This is a genomic window from Clostridium porci, assembly GCF_009696375.1.
Taxonomy (GTDB): Bacteria; Bacillota; Clostridia; order Lachnospirales; family Lachnospiraceae; genus Enterocloster; species Enterocloster porci.
In genome coordinates, this window is sequence record NZ_VUMD01000007.1 from 208,319 (window position 1) to 233,351 (window position 25,033).

Genomic DNA, 25,033 nt, shown 5'->3' on the forward strand with positions numbered 1-25,033 from the left:
CATCTGTGGATCAGTGACTCTCAACTGACTAAAGCTATAATAACCAAGGGATCGCTTTCCTTCTGTCAGGATTGCGATCCCTTTTTTACCCCGCACTGGTTCAGCAGCGTCTCCTTCTGCTTTCTGGTGAGTCTCTTTACGGCATATTCACGCTTCATAGCCTCCTCTTTGGTCTGAAACGTTTCATAATAGGAAAGAACTACCGGTCTTCTGGTCTTAGTATATCTGGCTCCCCGGCCTTCGTTGTGGGCCTTCAGACGCTTGTCCAGATCGTTAGTCCAGCCACAGTAGAAGGTTCCGTCTGCACAGGTAAGAATATACATATAATTCATTCTCCGGCTCCTTTGGATTCATCTATGTAAACGGCAATAACGATTCATACGTTATTACCGCCCAGGTTGCCCTGTCATCTATTATAAAGCACCAGCTGGATGCGCGACACAACCAGATAGAATCGTTTGCTGTTTCATAGAACTCCAATTCTTCTATACTTTCATTATATCGCACATACCTTTAAAATGTGCATAAAACCTGATTTATATTCTTAATTTTTCCTCAATGCCTTAATATCGCCGCCTGCCTCTGCCGTGTCTGAGCTTTCACCCCTTTTGTTCCTGTTCTTATATTGTCTCGCTCTGCCTTTTACAGGCTCCACACACCAGACTGCCGCCGCAATCATAACACACGCCAAGGCCGCCTGCAGCATAATACTGATGATGACCCAGTTATCCATCACAAAGCCGCTTACATTCATTCCAAAATAACCGCCTAGCTCCGCTACCGCTTTGCTGCCCTCCGCCTGCCGGCTGATAATGGCAAGAAAGGTAGCCGCTGGATTCAGGAGCAGCAGATAAAACATACCGCCGGAGGATGCCTTCAGTCCTGCCTCTGTCCCAAAGACAGCCGCCGTATTGCTGATACGGGTGGAGGATAAAGCCAAACAAAACTTGTTCATAAAATAGGTTCCTGCCACTACTGCAATCATAATTCCATAGGTGATCACTGTAGACATAGTTGAGCGCTTGAACACGGCTGAGCAGCAAATCCCCAGACTCCCTGCAAAAAATGCAGCCGCAAGATAACACAAAAGCAGTGAAAATACATCCCCCCAGGTAATTCCCCCATAGACAAAAACCATGGCTACTGCTGGAAAGCTGGACACAATCAGCAAGAGCATGGTACCAAGTGCGCTCATCAGCTTACCGATCACCACCTGGACAGCTGTCATCTGTGTGGTAAGCATTAAGTCCAAAGTCTGCCTCTCCCTCTCACCGCTGATACTGGCCGCCGTTACTGCCGGAACGATAAACAGCAGAAGTATAAACTCAATGGTGGTGACAAACCGATACATATCCATAAAGCTGCTGTACTGAATCACGGCCGTCTTTTTTACCTGCTCTACTACCGAGTACATATTTAGCAGCGTTACCAGTGAGAGTATACCATTAAACAGTAAAATGATCAGAGGCAGCCTGAAGCTTCTGGAGCTTACCTTCAGCTCCCTGCTACATACCGGATTCCGTATCATAGGATACCACCGTCCTTTCTTCCTCGCGGTCTGTCAGCTGCATAAATACAGATTCCAGACTTCCCTTCTCTCTGGTATAACCGTTCACCAGCACATCACTGTCAATAAGCTGCTGAAGCAAAAGAGCCTCATCCTGAGCATCTCCTGTAAACCGCACACACACCTCCTTCTCACGCAGGGAGATAGTCTGTACGCAGGGATGACTCTTTAAAATAGCTAGGGCCTTTTCCATATTGGCAAAAACGGATATTACCAGAGGATTGGAGGTGTTAACCCTGGACAGGATGTCCATAATATTGCCTTCCAGCACCATATGGCCCTGGTCAATGATGCCAATGTCCGTACATAGCTCTGAAAGCTCTGAAAGCACATGAGAGCTGATGACTATCGTCTTACCGGCTTCATGAAGCTCCTTTAAAATCTCCCTGACCTCAAATCTGGTTCTTGGGTCCAGACCAGAGGTGGGTTCATCCAAAATCAGAACCTCCGGATCATGTATTAAAGCTCTGGCAAGGCAAAGCCTTTGCTTCATTCCCCTGGAAAGGCCATCCACATAGAAATCCAACTTATCCTCCAACCCTACCTGCTCCAAAAGAGCTGTATACCGTTTCCTTGCCACCAGCCCGTCCAGGTGATAGCAAGAGGCAAAAAACTCCATATATTCAGATACGGTCAGATTATCATAAACTCCAAAAAAATCCGGCACATAGCCTATCATAGCCCTGAGCCTTCTGCTGTCTGCCAGAGCGTCAACTCCGTCTACAGCAATGCTGCCCTCCTCTGCTCTGAGCAGACCGGCCATAATCTTAATGGTAGTCGTCTTTCCAGCCCCATTAGGCCCCACAAAGCCGTAGAGAGCTCCTGTCTCCACCCTCATGTCTAGGCCGCTTAATGCATGGTATTTGCCGTATATTTTATGTAGTCCCTTGATTTCCAGCATTACTTGCTCCTTCCCGTAACAGTCAGTGTGGGCAGCATAATATTCCAGTTATATTCCCCTGTGGTGTCATAGACATACTTTATAGTAAGCGTGTTGCCTGGCGAGAGATATGGCTCCAGCTGCTCCTGCGTATACTCTAAAGTGCCTTTATTCATGGAATCGTAATTCCCTGAATTATAATTATAAAAATAAATTTTACCGTCAAAAGGCACCACATAGTAATACCGCATACTATCCTCCATCTGGCGGCTTAGCTGACAAAAATTCAGCTTCTTAATCTCTATATCATTTCCCAGATAGTATTCCAGTATAACGGGAGTCAGACCATACATGGTATTGTTAGGTGGGTAATACTCTCCAGACAGTACATTCGGCTTCTTCTGCATTGCAAAACGGTATACCATCCCGTTCTTTTCATAATTTACATCCACGGAGGAAGTCAGAAGTGTGGAGCCATAGGTTTCATAGCCGCCCTTTTTCAGAAAATCCGTCTCATCTTTTTCCTTGCTAAAGGCTACAACCCTGGCTTCGGAGTGATATCCTGACAGATAGTTGCTCATGTAGAAGGACAGCAGGTTTGTACGCTCCAAAGCCTCCACATACCCCGCATCCTCTATATCACCATCTCTCTTGTATTTGGAAATCCCGGTTATCTGCTCTGCCATTGCATAGCTAAAATTGGAAACTCCGTATATAACCTCCCTGCCGTCCAGCTTGACTGTTTCTCCGGGTCCCATATGGTCAATCAGGATCATCTGGTTGTAAAGGAGGACCGCCACATTTTCCACCTCCTGGTTATAGTGGTTGGTAACACTCCCGCTCACCTGACCGTCAAAGCAGCTAATACTCCCGGTGAATCCTACTCCCTCCTCATTTTTTTTATTTCTCTCCAACTGAAAGAATTTGGGATTAAATGCTCCCACCCCATCCGCCTTGATACGGGTGCTCTCCTCCTCATACCGAATGGTGATAGCCGGATTTTCCTCTCCTGTGAACTTGGGCACAGGGTTCATATCATAGACGGGATTTCCCGTAATCGGATAAAGCATATAGGAGGAATCCAGCTCAACTGCGAAGGGCTTGTTATTGGGCGTCCGCATATTGATAAAGGTAGTCTCGGTAATCTCCTCTCTGTCTGCGTCCCGAATTGCGGCATAGGTAAAAAAGGGGCCTGTAAAGCGAGTGCCCATTCCCATTATAATTACCATGCCTGTACAGCAGGTGGAAAGGGCCGCTACAGACAGCTGATAATACTGCCGCAGCCCCCTCTGCTTTAAGAAAAAGTAAAGGCCCGGCCCGGCCAGCGCCACATAGGAGACAGCCAGCGCCACATAGAGCCCCACCTTAGGAAGCCTGTTAAGATCTCCTGTATTAATCAGGCTCTGCACCGACCAATACTGCTCCGAGGTGCTTCCTCCTTTGGAGCTGGCCAGAAAGTTTACCTCTTCCTCACCCAACAGGCTAAAAAGCAGGTTGTCTATATAGGATATATTATCCTGACAAAAATTCTCGATATCTCCGAAATCATAGATGGACACCGCAACCATTCCCTGGCCTACAGGCACCGAGGATACCACTGACAGCTCATCGCTGGAAAGCACCTCCGTTGCTCCATTTAAGGGAACTTCTGTGCAGATAAGGGGAATGGAGGCTCCCTCCGGCCCATCCACTGCATACTCTACCCCCATATTAACCACATACCGGTCAGGCTGGGGTAGAGGAGCCTCCAGAAGCTGGCTTCCAAATCCCCGAAGAACATCCTCCCCTCTTTCTCCCGTTCCAATGAGAAGCGTTCCGCCCTTCTGGACCCACTCCCACACAGCCTCAATCTGCTGTTTTGACAGCCTTCCTGTGTCAAAATCCGTCATCAGCAGCACATCCAGCTGATCCAGTCCCAGCTCACTATCCGGAAGGCTGTCTGCATTCATTTCAATGGTTCTGGTACGAAGCGTGCTGTAATTGATTCCCACCCCGTTCAGGTACAAAAGCTTAGCCGGATTATCGCTGAGAACACCGATAAACAGCTCCGCAGTCTCCAGATTCAGGTTCAGCTTCAGCCTCTTCTGAGTCACCTCCTTGCCGCTCTCATCCAGAATCCGTACATACATCTGATCCATTCTCGCTCCTAAAGAAATGCTCAGAGCCTTCACCAAGCTGCCGGAGGCCTCCATCTTAAAAGGGTACTCATAGCGGTACATATCGTACTCCTGCTCCATAGAATAGCCTTTCAGCTCCGACTCCATAGCCAATACGCATAAGGTGCCCTTAAAAGCCTGATCCCTTTGATTCTGAATCTCTATGCGCAGAGGCAGAAAACGCCCGCTTTTGGCTATATTCTGATAACCGTATACCACATCCAGAGTAATTGGAGACTCCTCCCTTACCTCTGTCTCCGATACACCTCTCCTCTCTGCTCCCAGCGCCTGCAGGCTTAACACCCCCGCCAGCACTAAACCAAAAAGAGAGCCTTTCAGCACCCTTTTCCTATTGATTGGAACGATACTTCGATTGCTCATCCTCATCTGCCTCTCCGTTCATATGATTGCAGTTCATATCAGCTGATAGTGCCAAAATTCTCTTTATTAACGTCAAAATGCACTTGAAGCTTTACTGTAAACACCGTACCGTTTAAATCACTGGCCACATCAATGGCTCCTCCGTGCATATCCACAATCTCTTTTACAATAGCAAGTCCCAAGCCCGTTCCTCCTGTATGGGCAGAGCGGGACTGCTCCACCCGGTAAAACTTGTTGAATATCAGAGGTAGCTCCTCCGGAGGGATCACATATCCAAAATTCGTCACAGATACAGTAACCACATCCTCTCCTCCCTGAAGCTTAACCACCACCCGCTTGCCGTCCGCACCGTACTTAATGGCATTGCCAATCAGATTATCAAACAGCCTTGCCAGCAGATTTCCGTCTGCTGTAATCATTTTTGCCGGCACATTGCTCTGGAAATCATAGGAAAGATTCTTGTCCACAAAGCTAGGGTAGGCTTCCTCCAAAAGCTGGCTTAATAGCTTTACAATATCAAGCTGAGTCACATGCATGGAAATCCTTCCGTAATTAAGCTTCGTAAACCCAAACAAATCCTCTATGAGCTTCTCCAGCCTCCTGGCCTTTCCATATGCGATTTCTATGTATTTGTGCTGCAGCTTAGGCTCTATCTTTGTATTTCCAGCCAGCAGCTCCAGATAACCGATTATAGAGGTCAGAGGCGTTCTCAGGTCATGGGCCACATTAGTAATCAGCTCATTCTTCGTCCGCTCGGCCTCTCTTTCCTTATCCATCAGCTCCCGTATATCCTCTACCATCTTATTTAGGTTGGATGCCATACTAGAAAATTCATCATCTCCAATAATATCAATGGATGTATTCAGCTTCCCTTCGGAAATGCTCTGAACCGCATCGGATATATGACTGATATACCGGATATAAGGCTCCTGCAAAATCATAAAGGTAACAGAAAACAGGATCAGTCCTAGAATAACATAGGTTAATACCACTGCTGTATGGTACTCTAAAACTGCCTGTACCAGACGTCCCATACGCCCTGACTCCTCCAGATATCTGGCGATCATGGAAACATTGGTCACAAGAAACAGCTCTACCAGGCAGGTGATAATAGCGCTGTAGATGATACTGGTAATTACCCTGGTATGATAACGCCTGTTCATATCACTTTTCAATTTTATATCCTACTCCCCATACCGTTGTAATGATTTTATTCTGTCTGGTGTCTTCCTTCATCTTGCCCCGCAAACGCCTGATATGTACCATAACCGTATTATTGGCTTCGTAAACCTTCTCATTCCAGACCTTCTCGAATATCTCGTCCGTACTAAACACCTTACCTGGATTAGAGGCCAGAAGATACAGGATATCGAACTCAATGGGGGTCAGCTTAATCTCTTCCTCATCCACAATGACCTTATGGTTATCCTTATTGATAACCATTCCCTTAATGGTAATTTCATTGTTAGCCGTCTGGTGGGAAGCGCTGTTGGGGTTTAGCTGGGTGTAGCGGCGAAGCTGTGACTTAACTCTAGCAGTCAGCTCCAGAGGATTAAAGGGCTTCACCACATAGTCGTCGGCTCCCGTTCCCAGACCTAATATTTTATCTAGATCCGTAGACTTGGCGCTGAGCATGATAATGGGGATGTTGTTGCTCTCCCTTATTTTCTTACACATCTCCAAACCATTCATTCCAGGCATCATAATGTCCAGAAGCACCAGATGGATCTCTTCTTTTCCAAGAATTTCTAGACCCTTAGCTGCATTCTCCGCCTTAAACACCTTATAACCGTCACTGACCAGATAAATCTCGATCAGATCGGCAATCTCTTTCTCATCATCTACAACCAGAATGTTAATGTCGGGCATCAATTCCCCTCCTCCTATGCTGCTTATATGTCATCTCAGGCCGTTCATGTCCTAACTCCGGCTTCATACCTATTCTAACACAAGATAACAAGGTTTTCCTTATTTTTTTCTTGAAATATTGTGGGAATTTCTGTTACATCTCCATGGCTTCTGCCTTTTCTGTAAATTTCTCCCTTCTCGATCAATGCTGCATCTAAAATTCCGATCCATAAAAGCGTAAGCAAAGCAAAAATCACGGCTTTCTGCAGCCCAATAAGCGAAGCAGAACACCCCCAGAATGCCTCTGTGATGTCTGGGGGTATTCTGCTGCTATGCTGTCCGGCAGCCCTGTATTAATTGCTTCTCTCTATGGGAGTAAATACTCTGGAGCCGGAGGGAGTCTCCTCCCCTGTATGCGCATTTGCCATCTCTATAGCTTCCCTACAAAACTGCTCCTGGGAATTTACCAGGACCTTACCCCTTTTATCTTCCTTCTCGTAGGTTCCGTCCGGCTGCAGGATGTGGGCCTTCACATTATCCTCCAGTTCTACCTTCAAAATGTGGATCACCTTATTCTTTAAGCCCTCATCCTCTACTGGGAACAGAATCTCCACCCTACGATCCAGATTTCTCGGCATCCAGTCTGCGCTTCCCATATATACCTCAGGGCTGCCGTCATTAAGAAAATAAAAAATCCGGCTGTGCTCCAGGAAATTTCCTACGATTGAACGAACTTCTATATTCTCGCTTAAGCCCGGCACTCCGGCCCGCAGACAGCAGATTCCCCTTATAATCAGCTCGATCCTCACCCCTGCGCAGGAAGCTTCATAAAGGGCTGTGATAATTTCCTTGTCGCAAAGAGAATTCATCTTAGCCATAATGTGGCCCGCTCTGCCTGCCCTTGCATGGTCTGCCTCCCTTCGGATCATCCGGAGGAACCGGCCTCTGAGCCACAGAGGAGCCACCGACAGCTTATTCCAGCCCAAAGGCTCAGAATAGCCTGAAAGCATATTGAACACAGCCGTTGCATCTTCTCCAATCTGAGGATCGCAGGTGAACATACCGCAGTCCGTATAAAGCTTTGCTGTAGAGTCATTGTAGTTGCCTGTCCCCAGATGGACATAGCGCCGGATGCCGTCGTCCTCCATACGCACCACCAGGGTAATCTTGCTGTGGGTCTTAAGTCCCACCAGGCCATAGATTACATGGCAGCCCGCCTTCTCTAGCATCTTAGCCCAGTTAATGTTATTCTCTTCATCAAAGCGGGCCTTTAGCTCCACCAAAACCGATACCTGCTTGCCGTTGTCCGCCGCCTCTGCCAAGGCTGCGATAATCGGAGAATTACCGCTGACACGGTAAAGGGTCTGCTTAATAGCCAGCACCTCAGGATCTCTGGCCGCGCTGCGGACAAAGTCCACCACCGGATCAAAGGTCTGATATGGATGATGAAGAAAAATATCTCCTTTTCGTATATTCGTAAAAACGTCATCCTCATTCATCAAGGCCGGTACAGGCTGGGGCCTGTATCCCGGCGCCTTAAAATGTTCAAATCCATCCATTCCATACAGCTTCATAAGAAAGGTCAAATCCAGGGGTCCATTGATCTCAAATATATCCTGACTGCTTATGGAAAGCTCTCTTTTAAGGATTTTTAAAAGACGCTTATCCACATTATCCTCAATTTCCAGACGGATGGCCTCGCCCCACTGACGCTTCTTAAGCTGCTTTTTAATCTCCTCCAAAAGATCCACCGCCTCCTCCTCGTCAATGGTAAGATCCGCGTTTCTCATAATGCGGAAGGGATGAGCCGCAATCACGTCGTAGTTCAAAAACAGCGACGGCATGTTTCGCTCGATTATTTCCTCCAGAAGCAACATTCCACGCTGCTCCTTCCCGTCCTTATCCACCTCCCGCGGCAGCTCCACAATTCTGGGAATAACAGAAGGCACCTGAACCATAGCAAACTCCAGCTCTTTATCTTTCCCATCTTTCTTTTGAAGCAGGGCCGCAATATTCAAGGTTTTATTTCGGATTAAGGGGAAGGGCCTGGAAGAGTCGAAGGCCATGGGAGTAAGCACCGGATACACATTCTTTCTGAAATACTCATCCACAAATTCCGCTTCCTCTTTCGTCAGCTCCTCATGGGCCATAATCACTCGAAGACCATTGTTCTTCAGGGCAGGAATCAGGGATCGGTTGTAGGTAGAATACTGCATTTCCACCAGCTGGTGGGTTCGCTGGCTGATTTTATCCAGCTGCTCCTGAGGTGTGAGCCCGGCAATGTCAGGCTTTGTGTATTTGGCGTGAACCATATCCTTTAAGGAAGCCACACGTACCATATAAAATTCATCCAGGTTGGAGGCTGTAATGCTTAAAAATTTCAGACGTTCAAATAGCTGGAGGCTCTTATCTCTGGCCTCGCTGAGCACCCTGTAATTGAACTCCAGCCAGCTTAGCTCCCGATTTACATAATTCGAAGGCTTCGCGGCAAAATCCGCAGAAGCCCAAGGCTCCTTGGCATCCCTCCCTTTGGCTGTCTTTGCCTTCACAGCCTGGCTTTTCCCAATCGTTTCTGCCATGATTACACCTTCCTTTTCTGCCTTAGTACAGGCCTTACTCCGAATATTTCCTCAAAGAAATCTGCCTTCTGCTCAAAAGACGCAGCCTCTAACGCCATATCGCCCTGATAGCCGGTGGTAATTATCAGCTCCTTGTCCCTCACTGCCATCCTGCTGTCCGCCAGCTTTCCCCTATGGCTTCTGTCCATGGAGTTTGCCAGGCGGAGGATAGCTGTAAGCTTTGCAATCAAAATGGTAATGGAGCTGCGGCTTAGGCCGGAATCGTGATACAGATGAATCTGGGTTTCCAGCTGCACCTTGTCGTAATCAAAATCCCTGATGTTATAGCGAACTACATTGGCAATCACTTCACGCTCCAGATGGCTTAAGCCTATAATCTCTGTTGACATGATGATATTGTAAGAGCACTCATTGGAATTTTTAATGCTGATAAATTTACCGCAGGCATGGAGGAGCACTGCAATCTGAAGCATCAGCCGCTCTCTGGAGCCAAGGCCGTGGTATTTGCGCATGCTGTCAAACATATTTAAAGCATATTGTTCCAGCACCTGGGTGTGGCTGGTATGACATTTGTACCTCTTAGCCATATTCCTGGACGCAGCCAGAATGTCATTTTCAAAATTGTGGGAGAATTTCACCAGCTTGTTGTCATTCCCGTATTCAGCTGCAATGCCGTCGCAAAGCCGGATTCCGGGAATCCAAAACATCTCTGCGCCGGTCAGCTCCAGAATCCGCTTGTAGACCACCGCGCCAGGAAGAAGAAGAGACCCATATTCGCTGTTGACGCCGAAGCGTTCCTCTATCTGATCGGTGGTCATCTGGCAGAGGCGGTCGTAGAACCGTCCCATAGTAGCTGCGTCTATTTTGTCCCCCAAGGCAGCCATATCCATCCGACGGGTCATGTAGAGAATATTCTCCCCAATACCAATAAGATGGCTGATCTCCCGCTCCTTCAGATACATCTTCCGAAAGGTAAAAAGCTCCTTATCCACAATCTCCTCAATCTGTTCCCTGCGATCCCTCACGGTTGCCGGGATCTTAGACAGAAGGCCGCGAATACGCAGCGTTCCCAGAGGCAGGTTCTGAGTTGAAACCAGAGCGTCCTTATCAAAAAGAGACAGCTGAGCGCTTCCAAAGCCCACATCAATGATAGCCGTTCCCTTCTGGATAATTTTGTTAAACTCAGCTGCCTTGGCTGCTATGGCCTTATAGCTTATAAACCGCTGCTCCGAGTTGCTGATGATACGCACCTTAATCCCGGTTCTGACCCGTATCTGCTCCAGAATAATCTGCTTATTCTGAGCCTCCCTTATGGCGCTGGTTGCATAGGCCCTGTAATCCTTTACACGGTAGGCTTTCATAATCTGGACAAATTCCCCCAGCACCCGGCACATTTCCTCTACCAAACCAAAGCTGATTTTACCCAGGCTGTAGGTGTCCTTTCCAAGGGCAATCACATGGCGGATATGATCCACGCACCGGATACCGGTTTTATATGATATCTCATATATTCCCAGCTCCAGCTCAAAGGAACCCACATCAATCGCCGCAAATATCCGAACCGCCACTGCTTCTCCTCCTTATGAGCACTTAGCTCCTGTCTTTCAGGAGCTTACGTGCGATAGATACCACTTCCACTTAGCAAGGTCTTTCACGCGCTTAGTGGAATGGTTCCTTATGAGCACTTAGCTCCTGTCTTCCAGGAGCTTACGTGCTTTGTAAATTTACCGTAAAATATAGGCAAGTCCCTTACCCTCTGCCACGCAGCCGGGTGATAAACTGGGCTGCCGTCCTCCCTGACAGGCCTCCGTGGCTCAACTCCCACTTGTTAGCTTCTGCAAGCAGCTCCTCCTCCCTCATATCCAGCTTATACCTCTTAGCCAGCGCCTTCACAATCTGTTCAAACTGATGCTTATCGGGAGAGCCAAAATAGATCCTCACTCCGAACCTAGAAGCCAGGGAAAGCTTCTCCTGTACTGTATCATTGTTATGAAGCTCATCCTCCAGCTGTCTCTTGTCACTGAACCTTTCCCGAATCAAGTGTCTCCGGTTGGAGGTTGCGTATATCAGGACATTGTCCGGCCGCCTGCCTAAGCCTCCCTCCAGAATCGCCTTCAGATATTTGTATTCCAGCTCATAGTCCTCAAAGGACAAATCATCCATATAGATAATGAACTTATAATTCCGATCCTTAATCTGCTCCAGTACATAGCTTAAGGCTCTGAACTGGTGCTTATACACCTCAATGATACGCAGCCCTCTTCCATAATATTCATTGAGCGCCGCCTTTACGCTGGAGGACTTACCTGTTCCCGCATCTCCAAACAAAAGAACATTATTGGCCTCCCTTCCGGCCAAAAAGCTCTCCGTATTCTCTATAAGCTTCTGCTTCTGAAGCTCATAGCCTACTATGTCCTTAAAGTATACGTGCTCCACATTGGCAACTGGTTCAATGACAACCTTCTGTCCCTGCTCCCTCTCCACGATGCGAAATGCCTTATTAAGGCCAAATTTACCTACCCCAAACTCCTTGTAAAACTCCACCATGTATCTCTGGAATTCCTCCACATCTGCGGCCTGCTTAAGCTGCACAGCCAGATTCACAATACGGTCCCTGATCCGTTTATTAAATACCTGACTGTCTGTCTTTGCAGGCCTGAAATCTGCCAGAGTCCTCCAAAGCCCCTCAGGCTGCAGCTTTGTTATATCCGCGTCAAACAAAGCCTTGAATATTTTGTAATCCTCCTTCGCAAGCTCGTCTAGGGAGCCGTGTGCCGCCCCCATAAGCTCACAGGTGGTTGTATAGGCGTTTTCATGGTTTGCAAGACAAAAGGACAGAAAGCAGTGCCACAGATTTCCCTCAAAGCCATACTGAACAGCCAGCTCCGTAAGTCTTCCGCCACAGAAGAAGGGATTTGCCTCCCGCTCCATACGGGCATAGCCCAAAAGACAGGCCAGCTCCTCAAACAGATCCTGGTGCTCCAAATTTCTATAGATAATAAGTTCGCTTATATCCATTTCTTTCTGCCTCCTAGTAATTTCCCAGAATCCGCATGCTCACTGCCTCCTCTGAAATTCCCGTCAATGCATTCTGGATCGCTTCATCCCTTAAGGATCCCTCCACATCCACAAAAAACCGGTATTCCCAGCTGCGGCCCTCAATAGGCCTGGACTCAATCATCACCATATTTACATCATTATAAATGAAATTTCCCAGCATATTGTAGAGGGAACCACTTTTATGTAAGCCTTCAAAGCAGATGCTCACCTTACCTGCATCCTTCCGGTACACAGGATCTCTGGCCAGGATAATGAACCTGGTTACATTGTCCTTGTTATGGTTAATCCCCCTCTTAAGTACCTGAAGGCCGTAAAGCTTTGCGGAAATCTCACTGGCCACTGCCGCATGGGATCTATCCCTCTCCTCCAAAATCTCCTTTGCGGCTACTGCCGTATTGACCGAGCTAATCTGCCTCCACTCTCTGTGACTGTTCAGATATTCCGAGCTTTGCATCAGCGCCTGGGGATGAGAGCAAACCTGCCGGATGTCCGAAAGCCTGGCTCCAGGCAGTCCCAAAAGACAATGATTCACTGCCACCTGCGTCTCAGCTACAATATACAGGTTATGTTTTACCAGGTTATCATAATTATCGCTGACAGCTCCCGCAGAGGAATTTTCAATCGGAAGAACCGCATAGTCAGCCCGTCCCTTCTCAACCTCAATAAGAGCGTCCTCGAACAGGGAAACATTGTATACATCCGCCGTCTCTCCAAAATACTGCAGGGCCGCGCAGTGGCTGTAGGCTCCCTCCGCTCCCTGATACACGATTTTCACTCCATCCCGCTTTAGGCTCTCCACCATGGTAAAACCCATATCCAAACACATCCCATGCTCCCCAAGAAGCCGGTACTGATACCTGCGGCTCATGATCATAAGCTGGGTAAAAAGCTCATAGACTCCCTGACTGTTAAAGGCCCCGTGGGCTTGCGTCCTCACTGCCTCCAGCTTCTGCTTCTCCCGCTCTCCATCATAAACCGGTTTTCCTGTGGAGATCTTAAACTCAGCCACATCCCTGCACAGAACCATTCTTTCCTCGAACAGCTGCACCAGCCGGGCGTCAATTTCGTCCAGCTTATTTCTGATTTCCTGTAAATCCAACTTCTTCATTCCTTATGTCTGCTCCATCCTGTACGATTATTCCCGCTGCGCCAAGCCCTTATAAATGCTGCTCCTCCCGCATTTGTCCAAGCATGCCAGCAATCACCTCCCTGGTATAAGCGCCAGGGAACTTTCTCTGTTCCAGCGAAAGCTCCTTTAACATAATTGGCTCGCCGTACCGAATAACTACATGGCTGGGCTTCACCAGAGGAAACTGCCGCTCAAAAATCTCCGCTGTCCCTGTAATCGCTACCGGGATAACCGGGCAGCCGCTTTTCTCCGCAATTTTCAGGCTTCCCTCATGAAAGGTGAGAAGCTCTGTTACATCCTGGCTTTCATTGCGGGTACCCTCAGGAAATATCCAGATTGAAATGCCGCTTCTGACCTTTTCAATCCCTTCCAAAATGGTCTTAAGGCCCTCCTTAATATCCACTCTGTCCAAAAACAGGCAATTAACCCGCCGCATCCAGTCTCTGAGAAGCGGAATTTTGAGCATTTCCTTCTTTGCCACAAAGCCTGTAAGCCCAGGCACTGTCACATAGCCCACCAATATATCAAAATAGCTTCTGTGATTCCCCACATAAAGGACAGCCCGATCAGACGGTATATGCTCCAGCCCCTGAACCTCGTATGTAACACCTGCTAATCTAAGTATCAGCCGGAATACCCACTGAACCAGCCGCAGGCTTCTTTTCTGAACGCCTTCAGCGTCCTTTTTTTCTTTTAGCTTAAACACCCCCAGCGCCGGTATGCTAAAAATAAGGAAAAGCACTACTGTCAGAGCCACGAAAGTAATCCGTATCATGTCCTGTCTCCTTTAAAATGTTCATTTAAACATCCATTCTCCCAGCCTGCTCTGGCATACTATAAGCCCTCGCCTCCCAGGAGTCCTCCGTTATCCTTCATTATAATGAAAGAGCGGCGCAAATACAATACCTTTCATCCAGGTTTTGTACTCAAAGCCCGCTCCTTTTTTTTGTTAAATATTCAAATAAAAGGCCCGTTCCAAACCACAGGGGTGCAAATTTAAGGCGTATAACGCCTCCTACATTATCCGGACATTCCGAATAATCCCATGGACAGATACCAATACTGGTAAGCCACATACCGGTAATATACTCCGCAATAAATATCAGAACCATATAAATAAGGCCATGGCGGATCATCCGGCTTAAAGCTCCCCTTCTTCCTCCCGGACCTTCAGGAATACCTGGAAGCCCGGTAAGCCATCCATCGATCCGCTGGCTCACGGGCAGAAGAAATGCACCCATTCCATAAATAGGGAACATAAGCAGCGAGGTTCTTCCCATCAGTCTCCAGTCTCCTGCCATGATGGAATCTACCGAGGTAAACATAACCTCCAGACACCACCCCGCAATGCCGCAGCGAAAGAAATGAATCACAAGCTCATTGATGCTGTTTCGATAATTAGTTTCATGTGTTTGCGCTCTCATAACCCTTAGTATAAGCGCCGCCGCCGCTTTTTTATTCTCTCGTGAAAGCATTTCCAGAACTTTCCGTAAAATACCCGGACAAGGCCCAAGCTCTCGGCTTGTGCCTTGCCTGCCAAGCGCCTCGGGCAGGCCGGGTCATTTTACAGAAGCGGAGATAAAAGGCGGCTGGACTGCTCCCTCACTCGCATCCATAGATTCCGTTTCTTATAATCTTCCCTTGTCAGTTCCCTGCAATGGGGAAGATCGTTAATAAATGCCTCCTCCAGCTCTCCCGTCACATCCTCATCATAAATTGTAGCATTGACCTCGAAGTTTAGTTCAAAGCTTCGTATGTCCATATTGGCTGTACCGTAGCAGCTAACCATTCCATCCACCATGATTCCCTTAGAATGGAGAAAACCGTTTTCATAGATGTAAACTCTGGCTCCGTAATCCAAAAGCTCCCCCGCATAGGAACAAGTAGCCCAATATACAAAGGGATGATCCGGTTTACAGGGAATCATCAACCGCACATCCACACCTGAGAGAGCCGCTATCTTCAGAGCGGATAAAATGGCGTCATCCGGGATAAAATAGGGCGTCTGTATATAAATATTATGCTTTGCCTTGTGGAACAGCTCTAAATAATTGTTTCTGATATGTGGTTCCCTGGTATCAGGACCGCTGGTTATAATTTGCATGCTCACCAGCTCGCTGGCCCCTTTCAGTCCCGTCCCTACAGGAGAGGCCCCCTTAGCCGGCTGCTGTTTGGTAGGCTCCCCTTCCCCGCCAAAGTACTGCATATCCTTAAACAGATTCTCCCCTGTGGCATAGTTCCAGTCCAGGGCAAACCGAAGCTGAAGACTAATGGCCGCTTCCCCCAGTATTTTTAAGTGAGTATCTCTCCAGTAGCCGAATTTGGGCTCCTTGGAAATATACTCCCTGCCAATATTAAAGCCGCCTACAAAGCCTACACAGCCGTCTATCACCACGATCTTTCTGTGATTGCGGTAGTTTACACGAAGGTTTAGCCAGCCCAGAATGGGAGGAAAGAATACTCCCACCTTGATGCCGGCAGCCCGCATTTGCTCCCACCGCCTAGCCGGCATAAATCTGCCTCCCATTCCGTCATAGAGAATCCTGACCTCCACCCCCTCCTTAACCTTTTCCAAAAGAATAGGAACAATGGAATCAAAAAGCTCGTCATTTTTAATAATATAGTATTGGATATGGATGAACTCTCTGGCCTTCTGAAGCTCCTGCCTTAGAGCCTCAAATTTGGCTTTGCCGTCTGTAAATACCTGAACCCTGTTGTTGACTGTGAGAACGGAGCCGGAGGTTTCCAGATTATAAAGAATCAGACTTTTAAAATCTCTGAATAAGGGATCCATCTGCTCCTCAGGCATTTCAGCGGAACGAATCATCTCCTCCTGGCTCTTTACCGGCAGCTGCAGGCGGTCTCCCACCTCCTTTACACGGAACATACGGCTCTTTTTTAAATCCTGGCCAAACAGCAGGTAAAACAGGATTCCAAACATGGGAATAAAGTTTAAGGCCAGCAGCCAGGTCCATACCGTTTTTGGGTCTCTTCGCTGAAAGAATATAATCACCACTGACAGCAGCAGATTAATATAAAGCAGATGCTCCATCAGCCATTCCCATGTGGTTAGTATCCCATTCCAGATTAACTCCATACATCGTCCTCTCTCACCGGCCTTCCGGCTCCTCTAGTTTATTATCTCATCCGTCAGTGTTCTGTTCCCATCCTCGTCGATTGTAATACTAACTCTGCAGTATTTTGTCTCATATACAAGGCTCTTTAACTGACCGCTGGTAATATCTGCGCTGACCGACACGATTCTTGCTTCCTGGTGTCCTCCGGCAATGTAATCCTTAATCAGATTATCAGCTCCATTTATATCCAAGTTCATCAGCTTCCACACCGTTTTCGGGCCAAGGGAGCCCTCCTCTTTCTTATCATAAAAGTACCGCTGCACCGCGTCCGCCACGACCTGTGCTTCCGTCGTTGCCGATACCCTTTGGGCGGCCCATGTATAGCTTATCATCTGGGGAACAGCAACTGCCATCAGGATGGAAAGGATAGCGATCACCGACACCAGCTCTATCATAGTAAAACCGCCTCTTCTCCAATCCCTGCCTTTACATCTCTTCATTTGGATCACTCCGTCTGCCTACAGCCTATTTTACCATGGCTTGTCATCATTCGCCAGTCTCAATCTCTCCTTCCCCACTTTTGCCGGGGTAAATCGCCCGATAGATCTTGCCCTTTACCTTTCCTTCCCAGTGGGCGCAGTCTTGCTTAGCATCATAATTATAATCCTTGGTCTCCGATTTCTTGATCACGCCTGCCTCCAGCATTTCCTGCTGAGCCCTGCCCAGTGTATAATTGGATCTGGCATTGGAAATTGCTACCTGCCGGGCAGATTTGTCCTGTATCCCTTGATAGGATGGAACTGCGATGGCAGTCAAAATTCCCATAATGGCTATGACGCAAATTAGCTCTACCAGAGTAAAGCCTTCTATGGCGTTTTTCTTGCTCCTTGTCACCAGTGCTCTCATATTATGCTTCCTCATTTCTGTTGTATTTATATCCTTACTCTACCGAATAAATAATTTTTTCAGCTTCTTCCAAACTGGTCTCTCCCCTAACTGCCCTCATAAGAGCAAAATCTCTTAGAGATTGAAAGCCTCTCCTTTTCTGGCGGCTCCGTATCTCATAGGGAGGCGTATTATCCAGTATCATATTTTTTAGAGTATCATCCATAGCCATTATCTCATAGACCGCCTTCCTCCCGCTGTATCCTGTGTGGTTACAGGCTGGACAGCCCACCGGCTTCCAAAGCCGCTCTACCTCCTGGACATCCAGGTACGTCAAAAGCGCCCTCTCCTTTCCATCCGGTATATAGGACATACGGCAGGCTGGACACAATACCTTTATCAGGCGCTGTGCTATAATACCGGAAAGAGAAGCCGCGGCTATGTAGGAGGGTACTCTCATATTTCTTAACCGGCTGATGGTGGAGGCACAATCACTGGTATGAAGCGTTGACAGCACCTGATGACCTGTAATAGCGGCTCTTACACCTATAGAAACGGTTTCTTCATCACGCATTTCTCCCACCATAATAACATCCGGGTCCTGGCGAAGTATGGAACGAAGGGCAGCGGCAAAGGTCAGGCCTGACTTAGGATTGATCTGAACCTGAGTCATCCCCTCTATTATCTTCTCTACAGGGTCCTCCACCGTTACTACATTGACCTTCTTTTTCACAATGCGGCTTAGCATTGCATACAGGGTGGTCGTCTTTCCACTGCCTGTAGGTCCTGTCACCAGCACCATACCATGAGGAGCCCTCAGAATCTTCTCAAATACCTCCCGCTGATCCTCTTCCATCCCCAAACGCCGGATGTCCATCAGAAAATTATCACGATCATTTCCCAGAAGACGAATCACCACCTTCTCTCCAAAAATAGAGGGAAGGGTTGAAATCCGCAAATCTGTGGAGACAGCTCCCCTCTCATAGCGGTATTTTCCGTCCTGGGGCAGTCTCTTTTCTGCAATATCCATACCAGACATAAGCTTCAGTCTTGTAACCATCGGCTTATGAACCTCCATGGCCAGGGTGCTGTGAAGAATCAGATCGCCGTTAATCCTAACACGGATAAGCAGCTGGTTCTTTCCCGGCTCCACATGGATATCACTTGCATTTTTAACATAGGCATCCTCAATGATGGAATTTACCAGCCGCACTACAGGTGTGCTCTCCACCCGCTCCCTAAAGGCTTTCTCACCCTGGTTATCCGTTATATAGCCGAAAGCATATCCTGAGCCTTTGTCCCCTTGCAGCTCTCCATCTCTTCCGTATGCTTTCTCTATGGCACGATCCACCTCCAGTTTGAGAGCCAGTACCGGTTTCACCTCCATACCTGAAATAGTGGCTGTCTCGTCCATCACATCTGGATGGAAAGGATAGGGAGATGCCACTACCAGTCTATCATCCTCAAGGTCTATGGGTATAATCCGGTTCATCCTGGCAAAGGCTGCCGGGAGCATGGCAGCCGCTTTTTCATCTATCCTGTATCCATCCAGCCCGATTACCGGAATATGTTCACGAATGCCTGAACATTCCAACAGGGCAGCTTCTGTCACATATCCCAGATACAGCAGAGTCTCCTCCACCCCCGCCTCACTGTTCCTGGCAACTTGCAGCGCCCGCTCCAGCTGGCTTCTGGTCAGATATCCATAATCAATTAGCAATTCCTCGATTGGTATTTTACCAGGCATTGTCTTTCTCCTCCAATCACTGGCTCCGAGAATCCTCATCCTCATAATAGCGGTAAACTCCATTACCCTCCAGATACACCTTTCCAGCCTTCCAAAAAGCCCGGCTTCTGCTTCTTACCGGAGCAATCACCGCCCCATCGCTGTTATCAAATACAATATCCGCTTTCATAGAGAAGTGGTAGCCGTTGCATGTGACCTTAGTATGGACATAGGCCGTCTCCTCTAAAGGCTTTGTCTTTAATATAATTTCCAGCTTCGGGGCGTTCTCATCCTCGCCAGAGGAAGCGCCGCGGATTGCATATTCCTTGTGCCCCAGGGCTTGTCTCAGATATCGCTCAAAGGAGTCTTCATCCTCCGGCTCCCTATCTTTCTCTTCATCCTTCTCTGCGGCCCTCTCCGTCTCCAGTCCATCCTCCTCAGCCGCTTCCTCCTCCATTATCTTATCATATTCCTGACGAACCCGCTCCATGTCTTCCTCAAACAGCTCCCACAGATAATTCATAGCCGGAGAATGACCGCTGCTTACAGCCTCGCAGAATGAGGTGTGAATGGTTTTAGCCGTAAGCTGGGCTTCCATATAATGGTTGGAAGCGATAGCCGCCTTCATATTATAGCTGGAAGCAGCCATATAGCCGCAGGAAAATATGGACAGCAGGGCCACCAGAAACATTACATATACCATACTGCTTCCGCGGGAGCCAAGTCCCCCTCTCTTTCTCCCTCCCTCCAGCTTCATGAAATACTCCCTTTCGACATATCATACCCGTAAAGCGATCCAATGGTGGCCTCCTCCTCGTATATAACCACATCATCTCTTACCGCCTCTATCCTCACCTTCACCTCCCGCGCTGTGGTTCCGCCAAAATCCAGCTCAAGGCTCATCCCTCCAAAGGATCTAATATCCAGATCCTCAGCAGATAGGCTGGGCCAGGAAGCGCAGGCAGGAAGCTCCTTCCATTTATCCTTCCTCTCCTTATGGACTGCTGGTCCCTCCTCCCGTGTAAAATATAGCAGCTCCTCCGGTTTTGACGGATTGTAAGCGTACATATAGCCATACCGCAGAATTTCCTCCATCTTCAGATAGGCCTCACCGCACATAGCCTTAACCTGAGATCTTCGGTCATAATTATAGTAAAGCTCCATCTGAGGAATCAGAAAACTTCCAAAAAATACGGCTGCCATAGCTGCAATGGATAAAGCCAGCAATGTCTCCAGCAGAGTAAAGCCGCCCGCAGTTCCAAGCTTTTTTCTGTTCCTCAATATACTCACCTCAGTCCGTGCCTGTAAAAGTCCATAGAGTTTTCCATATCCCCCCATGCTTCGCTGACACTGTATTTTTCAAATATCTCTTCCACGTCTTTGCTTCTGCCATCATCTGTGTTAAATATCACCGTCAATGTCTCTCCCGCAGGCTCTCCCTGTCCAGAGCAGGCCCGAGAGCTGAGCTCATAATTAGAGCGTTCCATTCGGTTTTCCTTCACTAAGAGCTTTACATTAGTCGCTGTCATTGCCATGAAGCCCGAAGCCGTTATCACCAGCAGAACCGTTGCAGCAATTACTTCAATCAGCGTAAAGCCGCCCCGTTTCCTATTTGGTTTTCTCATAATAAAACTTGACCTCCACAATTCCTTTCATACCGGCCTGTCCCGCCTGGCTGACCGTAGCTGTCTTAGACTCTCTCTTTATGTCCATATAGCTGATTACAAGGCTTCTGCCCTCCTGATGCATCCCATCTGCAAACTCCATCATACCTCTCTCATCCTGACTCTCTACCTCCATAGTCACCTTCCGTTCCATCAGAGGTAACTCCTTAAGGTGTTCTGCTTCTGCTTTTGGCCGCTCCATGGGGCTGGGCTCTTCAATGCTCATACGCCGGATCTGTAACCCTGCTTTCTCTGCTATGGCCTGAAGCTTTCTGTCTATGAATACATCCTCTATGTCCTGGTAAAAGAAGCTCTCCTGACCTTCTCTGCTTTTCCCTTCCCTCCACTGGGCTTCAAAGTCTGGATAGCGCTCCAAATATAAATCCTTCTCTGCCTTTTCCTGCTTCACTTCCTCCAGAATCTGTCTGGTATAGATCAGGGAGCCGTAGCTTGGAGCAAATAAAAAGCGAAAAGCCAGGCCCCATATTAATACAAGAAGGAGCAATCTCAAAAGCAAGTGTTCTCTTTTAGTTAGCTTCATCCGTCCCTCCCTCTGCAAGGGAAGCGTTTACCACCACTAAGAACCTCTCCGGCATTCCATCCTCCTCTTTTTGTTCCCACAGGCTGTGACTTACATATGGAAATACACCTGTCTCCTTTACCCGCTCCACATAAAGCGGAATTTGCCCCCTGTCGCTCATAGATATGACTATGGAAAGGATTCCATTGGAGCCCTCAAAAGCAATGGATTCCACCTCCATATCTGGTTCCATGGAGCTGATAAAAGCCTGGAAAGCATCCATACTCAGCAGATTCTCCCTTGCCGTATCCTCCATTATCACATTCCAGGCCTCTTGCCTGGCAGCCAGCCTCCCCAGGGCCTTTTCCATATCAGCCGCTTCCTGATATTTCTTTTTGTATTCAGGCTCCATAAGAACAGACCTGCTCTCTTTTAGCTGTTCCTTAGCCTCCCGATCCGCAGCCCTTGCCCAAATACCAACGCCCAATGCCGCAGCTGCATTTATAAGCAAAAATACCATCCAGCCTTTAGACAATATTCCGCAGATTCCTCCCATTACAGAGGCTTCGCTTCTCCTGTTGCTTTCCTTCACTTTCACAGGTTTTCGTTTTCTCAAAAAACAGTCTGTCATGCAGGCTGCCAGAAGTCCCGGCGGTAAGGCGGACTCTCCCCAGAGCTCTCCATCTTTGCCTGCACCTGTCTCCAGAATCCGGGCAAAGCATGGAAGCCTAAGAAGCTGCTCCAGGCTGGCGGCTCCTTTATCCGGGAAGGGCAGGCAGTTTCCAAGCAGCACCGTGCATTCTGGTCTGAAGCAGTCCGAATTTTTAGGGTCATATTCAGAGGCCTGCTTAAATAGCTGCTCAGCCTGTTCCGCAATCTCCTGGTACAGCAGCGCCTCCCCTTTTGCATGGAAAAAGTGAGGAGCCTTTAAATGGGTTGTTGTAAATGCCAGGCAATGTCCTCTGGATACAAGATAAAGTCCCAGCTGATCCTCCCCCACATCTACTATGAGGTGAGATCGCTCTTTCCACAGCTCTTTAGCAGCAAGGGCCATACAGTCCGGAACTGCAAGGACATGGCTGCATGCCATACCCGCTGCCGCTACGGCATTTTTATACTCTGTAAGCCTTTTCCCTTCCATATAAAACATGGAAGCATAAACTTTATCTCTGACTCTGCTGTGCCGGATATCAATGGCAGCCGCAGCCTCCTGCAAACTCCCAGCCTTTATATCCAGCTGATTCAGCGCCATCCGCTCCGCCACAAACCGGCTTCCTCTTGGAAGAACCACTCCCAAAAAGGAAAGATCCAGTCCCAGCACCAATGTCACTCTCTTTCCAGACAGTCCATAATATTCTGCCAGCTTTTTTAAGTCGCTGTCCAAAGAAGCGCCTCTTGTCTCCCAGAGCCTGGATTTAGCCAAAACAGCTGCAGCCTTCTCCCCTTCTCCTGCAAACCGTGGCTTTCCGCTTGCATATGCCATTCTGTGTTCTTCCAAATATATGTAATGCCTCATAGACTTCCCCTTACAGCATAGATGTGTACATAGTAAACACAGGCATCATGATTGCCATAACAATGCTTCCCACAATCAGAGCCATAACCAATATCATCACTGGCTCCAGCAATGCGATCATCTGTCCGATGGCTCTTGCCGCCTCCCCTTCATAGTATCCTCCCGCATCTTCAAGTACCTCTTCCAAAGAGCCAGACTCCTCTCCTGCCACTACCATGGAAATAAGAACCGGGTGAAAGAGATCCAGACGCTTCAGTGCCTGTGAAAGCATCTCCCCCTTCTTCAAATTCTCCCCTGCCTCCTCCAAACACTGCTCTACATAGGAATTTCCCATTACCTTCCCTGTGGTATGAATGGCTTCCAAAATTCCAATGCCGCTTCCGTAAAGAACCGCAAAAGCAGAAGAAAACCGGGAGGTATCAATGGTTCTTAACAGGTTTCCCACAATGGGAAGGCGGAAAAGGGCCCTGTCTGCTCTCAGCCGGATGTACGGCATTGTAAGAGCTCCCATAACCATGGCCAGAAGAATGAGCAGAAGCAGACAATAAAGCGCACCATGGCTGCGAAGGCTGAAGCTGACTCCCATCATCACACAGGTAAGAAGGGGAAGCTCCTGTTCCTCAAGCATAGACGCAAACTGAGGCAGCACAGTGGTCAGCATAAAAATGGCAGCCCCTATGGTTACACCAAGCAAAATCACAGGATAGATCATAGCTATGCGAACCTTCCCGCGCAGCTCCTCCTCCCTTCTGTAATACTCTGCCATTCTTCCCAGAATTTCATCCAGTCTGCCGCTGGACTCACCGGTGCTTACCATATATACCAACAGATTAGGAAATACACCTTCCATACATTCCATTGCCTCTGAAAGCGTCATACCTTTATGAATGTGCTCTATCAGACACAGAAGAATCTCTTTTAAAGCTTTATCCTCAGTTGCTTCATGGCTCACTTCCAACGCCTTTGAAAGGGCAACCCCTGCCCCCAGCATAGCAGAGAGCTGTTTGCAGAAGGGTGGAAGCGCCTTTCTTCTTAAGACAGGCGGACGAAAGGACTGCTCCATATTCTCGATATGGTATTCATAGCAATAAAGTCCCTTCTCCTTCAAGCACGCAAGAAGATACCTGGGCTCCGCTGCCTCTTTAGTTCCTCTTACAGCCTTTCCTTCTATGGTTTTCGCCTTATATCTGTATCTTGGCATACGATCTCCTCTCCGACGGTTCCATGTTCTGTACGAAAAACCGGCTTCATCTGACATAGTTCAGACAAAGCCGGCCTTTTTATATCTATATATAGTTTATTTAACAGAAACGATTCTGAGCCGGCTCGTACTTGTAACCAATGCCGGACAAGATAACTATAATGCTGGATTTATCCATATCCAGCGCACGGCACATTTCTTCCAGGGAGCTATAATTGTCACGGAGCTGAGTATTGACGTAGCTTAATAAAATAACCGGATCCTTAGGAAGAGTATTCATAATCTCTACCTGCCTTTATATCATATTTAATTGTCTGAAACGGCTTTCTTCCACTCTCAGTTTAAACGATTATATCATCTGTAAGTAACGTTTTCAACATAAAATTAGGACGTTTTCCCGTTTTTTTAATCAGGGTGAAAGAGTTGTTTTAATTAAGCTTCTTATATAGAAATTTTCCGACGACTTAAATGTTCCTTTGGCTCTGCCCTTCCATCTACCAGTCTGTTTACTCTCATTTTTCCAGTGTCCGAAGATTCCTTTTTAGGTTCTCCTGATTCAGGTGCCTGAAAAGCCCTTCTCCCTGTTTGCATTCATTCTCAAAATTTATTGCGTAAAAACAGCGTCTTTTATCTCCTCTTGGGTACAGGAACCATGTGTTAATATCTGCCGCAACCTGGATATGCCATAGCAAATTGGACAAAAGCCGGCCTCTCTGAAGTCAAGACCACCGGCTTAGCCGGTGGCTTGCTTTGACCCTATAAGGGTCTGTTACCGGCACCGGAGTCTAAAGACTCATCGAAATCGGTTCGCCAAGCGCAACATCTTTTACCTACTAAGCCCTAA

23 protein-coding genes are annotated in these 25,033 nt (G+C 47.9%); all 23 read right to left on the reverse strand.

Annotation, left to right across the window (positions count from 1 at the left end):
* Positions 1-65: 65 nt before the first annotated feature.
* On the reverse strand, positions 66-332 hold the full coding sequence (locus tag FYJ39_RS10045) for a GIY-YIG nuclease family protein (RefSeq protein ID WP_154472331.1): 267 nt from the start codon (positions 330-332) through the stop codon (positions 66-68).
* A gap of 212 nt (positions 333-544) precedes the next feature.
* The gene (locus FYJ39_RS10050; protein ID WP_154472332.1) at positions 545-1,528 is read right to left on the reverse strand and encodes an ABC transporter permease; all 984 of its coding nucleotides are present in this window, start codon (positions 1,526-1,528) and stop codon (positions 545-547) included.
* Positions 1,506-2,468: an ABC transporter ATP-binding protein gene (locus FYJ39_RS10055; protein WP_154472333.1), complete on the reverse strand. Its 963-nt coding sequence runs from the start codon at positions 2,466-2,468 to the stop codon at positions 1,506-1,508. Before FYJ39_RS10055 ends, FYJ39_RS10050 begins: the two co-directional genes overlap by 23 nt.
* On the reverse strand, positions 2,468-4,984 hold the full coding sequence (locus FYJ39_RS10060) for a hypothetical protein (RefSeq protein WP_235919788.1): 2,517 nt from the start codon (positions 4,982-4,984) through the stop codon (positions 2,468-2,470). The genes FYJ39_RS10055 and FYJ39_RS10060 overlap by 1 nt, the downstream gene beginning before the upstream one ends.
* A 38-nt stretch (positions 4,985-5,022) precedes the next feature.
* Entirely contained in the window at positions 5,023-6,159 is a 1,137-nt protein-coding gene (locus FYJ39_RS10065; protein ID WP_154472335.1) for a sensor histidine kinase, read from the reverse strand.
* Positions 6,149-6,853, reverse strand: a complete 705-nt coding sequence (locus FYJ39_RS10070) for a response regulator transcription factor (protein WP_154472336.1) — start codon at positions 6,851-6,853, stop codon at positions 6,149-6,151. Before FYJ39_RS10070 ends, FYJ39_RS10065 begins: the two co-directional genes overlap by 11 nt.
* Before the next feature lie 332 nt (positions 6,854-7,185).
* Complete coding sequence (locus FYJ39_RS10075) at positions 7,186-9,411, reverse strand: RNA degradosome polyphosphate kinase (protein ID WP_154472337.1); 2,226 nt, start codon at positions 9,409-9,411, stop codon at positions 7,186-7,188.
* Between the two features lie 2 nt (positions 9,412-9,413).
* Positions 9,414-10,979 carry a Ppx/GppA phosphatase family protein gene (locus FYJ39_RS10080; protein WP_287847534.1) on the reverse strand — a complete coding sequence of 522 codons (1,566 nt, stop codon included), beginning with the start codon at positions 10,977-10,979 and terminating at the stop codon, positions 9,414-9,416.
* A gap of 181 nt (positions 10,980-11,160) precedes the next feature.
* On the reverse strand, positions 11,161-12,429 hold the full coding sequence (locus FYJ39_RS10085) for an ATP-binding protein (protein ID WP_154472338.1): 1,269 nt from the start codon (positions 12,427-12,429) through the stop codon (positions 11,161-11,163).
* Between the two features lie 13 nt (positions 12,430-12,442).
* The gene (locus FYJ39_RS10090; RefSeq protein ID WP_154472339.1) at positions 12,443-13,579 is read right to left on the reverse strand and encodes a bifunctional chorismate mutase/prephenate dehydratase; all 1,137 of its coding nucleotides are present in this window, start codon (positions 13,577-13,579) and stop codon (positions 12,443-12,445) included.
* A gap of 49 nt (positions 13,580-13,628) precedes the next feature.
* On the reverse strand, positions 13,629-14,375 hold the full coding sequence (locus FYJ39_RS10095; RefSeq protein ID WP_154472340.1) for a lysophospholipid acyltransferase family protein: 747 nt from the start codon (positions 14,373-14,375) through the stop codon (positions 13,629-13,631).
* A gap of 151 nt (positions 14,376-14,526) precedes the next feature.
* The gene (locus FYJ39_RS10100; RefSeq protein WP_353954583.1) at positions 14,527-15,075 is read right to left on the reverse strand and encodes a putative ABC transporter permease; all 549 of its coding nucleotides are present in this window, start codon (positions 15,073-15,075) and stop codon (positions 14,527-14,529) included.
* 89 nt (positions 15,076-15,164) lie between these two features.
* Positions 15,165-16,697, reverse strand: coding sequence for a cardiolipin synthase (gene cls, locus FYJ39_RS10105; protein ID WP_154472341.1), 1,533 nt, complete (start codon positions 16,695-16,697; stop codon positions 15,165-15,167).
* Between the two features lie 33 nt (positions 16,698-16,730).
* Entirely contained in the window at positions 16,731-17,177 is a 447-nt protein-coding gene (locus FYJ39_RS10110) for a type IV pilin protein (protein ID WP_154472342.1), read from the reverse strand.
* Between the two features lie 46 nt (positions 17,178-17,223).
* The gene (locus FYJ39_RS10115; protein ID WP_154472343.1) at positions 17,224-17,583 is read right to left on the reverse strand and encodes a type IV pilin protein; all 360 of its coding nucleotides are present in this window, start codon (positions 17,581-17,583) and stop codon (positions 17,224-17,226) included.
* A 34-nt stretch (positions 17,584-17,617) separates the two neighbouring features.
* Positions 17,618-19,309, reverse strand: coding sequence for a GspE/PulE family protein (locus tag FYJ39_RS10120; protein WP_154472344.1), 1,692 nt, complete (start codon positions 19,307-19,309; stop codon positions 17,618-17,620).
* A gap of 16 nt (positions 19,310-19,325) precedes the next feature.
* Positions 19,326-20,045, reverse strand: coding sequence for a hypothetical protein (locus FYJ39_RS10125; RefSeq protein WP_154472345.1), 720 nt, complete (start codon positions 20,043-20,045; stop codon positions 19,326-19,328).
* Entirely contained in the window at positions 20,042-20,569 is a 528-nt protein-coding gene (locus tag FYJ39_RS10130; protein WP_154472346.1) for a type II secretion system protein, read from the reverse strand. The genes FYJ39_RS10125 and FYJ39_RS10130 overlap by 4 nt, the downstream gene beginning before the upstream one ends.
* Before the next feature lie 5 nt (positions 20,570-20,574).
* A complete protein-coding gene (locus FYJ39_RS10135; RefSeq protein WP_154472347.1) occupies positions 20,575-20,913 on the reverse strand; it encodes a type IV pilus modification PilV family protein in 339 nt (112 codons plus the stop codon).
* Positions 20,897-21,493 (reverse strand): hypothetical protein, encoded by a 597-nt coding sequence (locus FYJ39_RS10140; RefSeq protein WP_154472348.1) that lies wholly within the window; start codon positions 21,491-21,493, stop codon positions 20,897-20,899. The genes FYJ39_RS10135 and FYJ39_RS10140 overlap by 17 nt, the downstream gene beginning before the upstream one ends.
* Entirely contained in the window at positions 21,480-22,955 is a 1,476-nt protein-coding gene (locus FYJ39_RS10145) for a hypothetical protein (RefSeq protein ID WP_154472349.1), read from the reverse strand. Before FYJ39_RS10145 ends, FYJ39_RS10140 begins: the two co-directional genes overlap by 14 nt.
* Before the next feature lie 43 nt (positions 22,956-22,998).
* Positions 22,999-24,189, reverse strand: coding sequence for a type II secretion system F family protein (locus FYJ39_RS10150; RefSeq protein WP_154472350.1), 1,191 nt, complete (start codon positions 24,187-24,189; stop codon positions 22,999-23,001).
* A gap of 100 nt (positions 24,190-24,289) precedes the next feature.
* Positions 24,290-24,469: a DUF4250 domain-containing protein gene (locus tag FYJ39_RS10155; RefSeq protein WP_154472351.1), complete on the reverse strand. Its 180-nt coding sequence runs from the start codon at positions 24,467-24,469 to the stop codon at positions 24,290-24,292.
* Positions 24,470-25,033 lie beyond the last annotated feature (564 nt).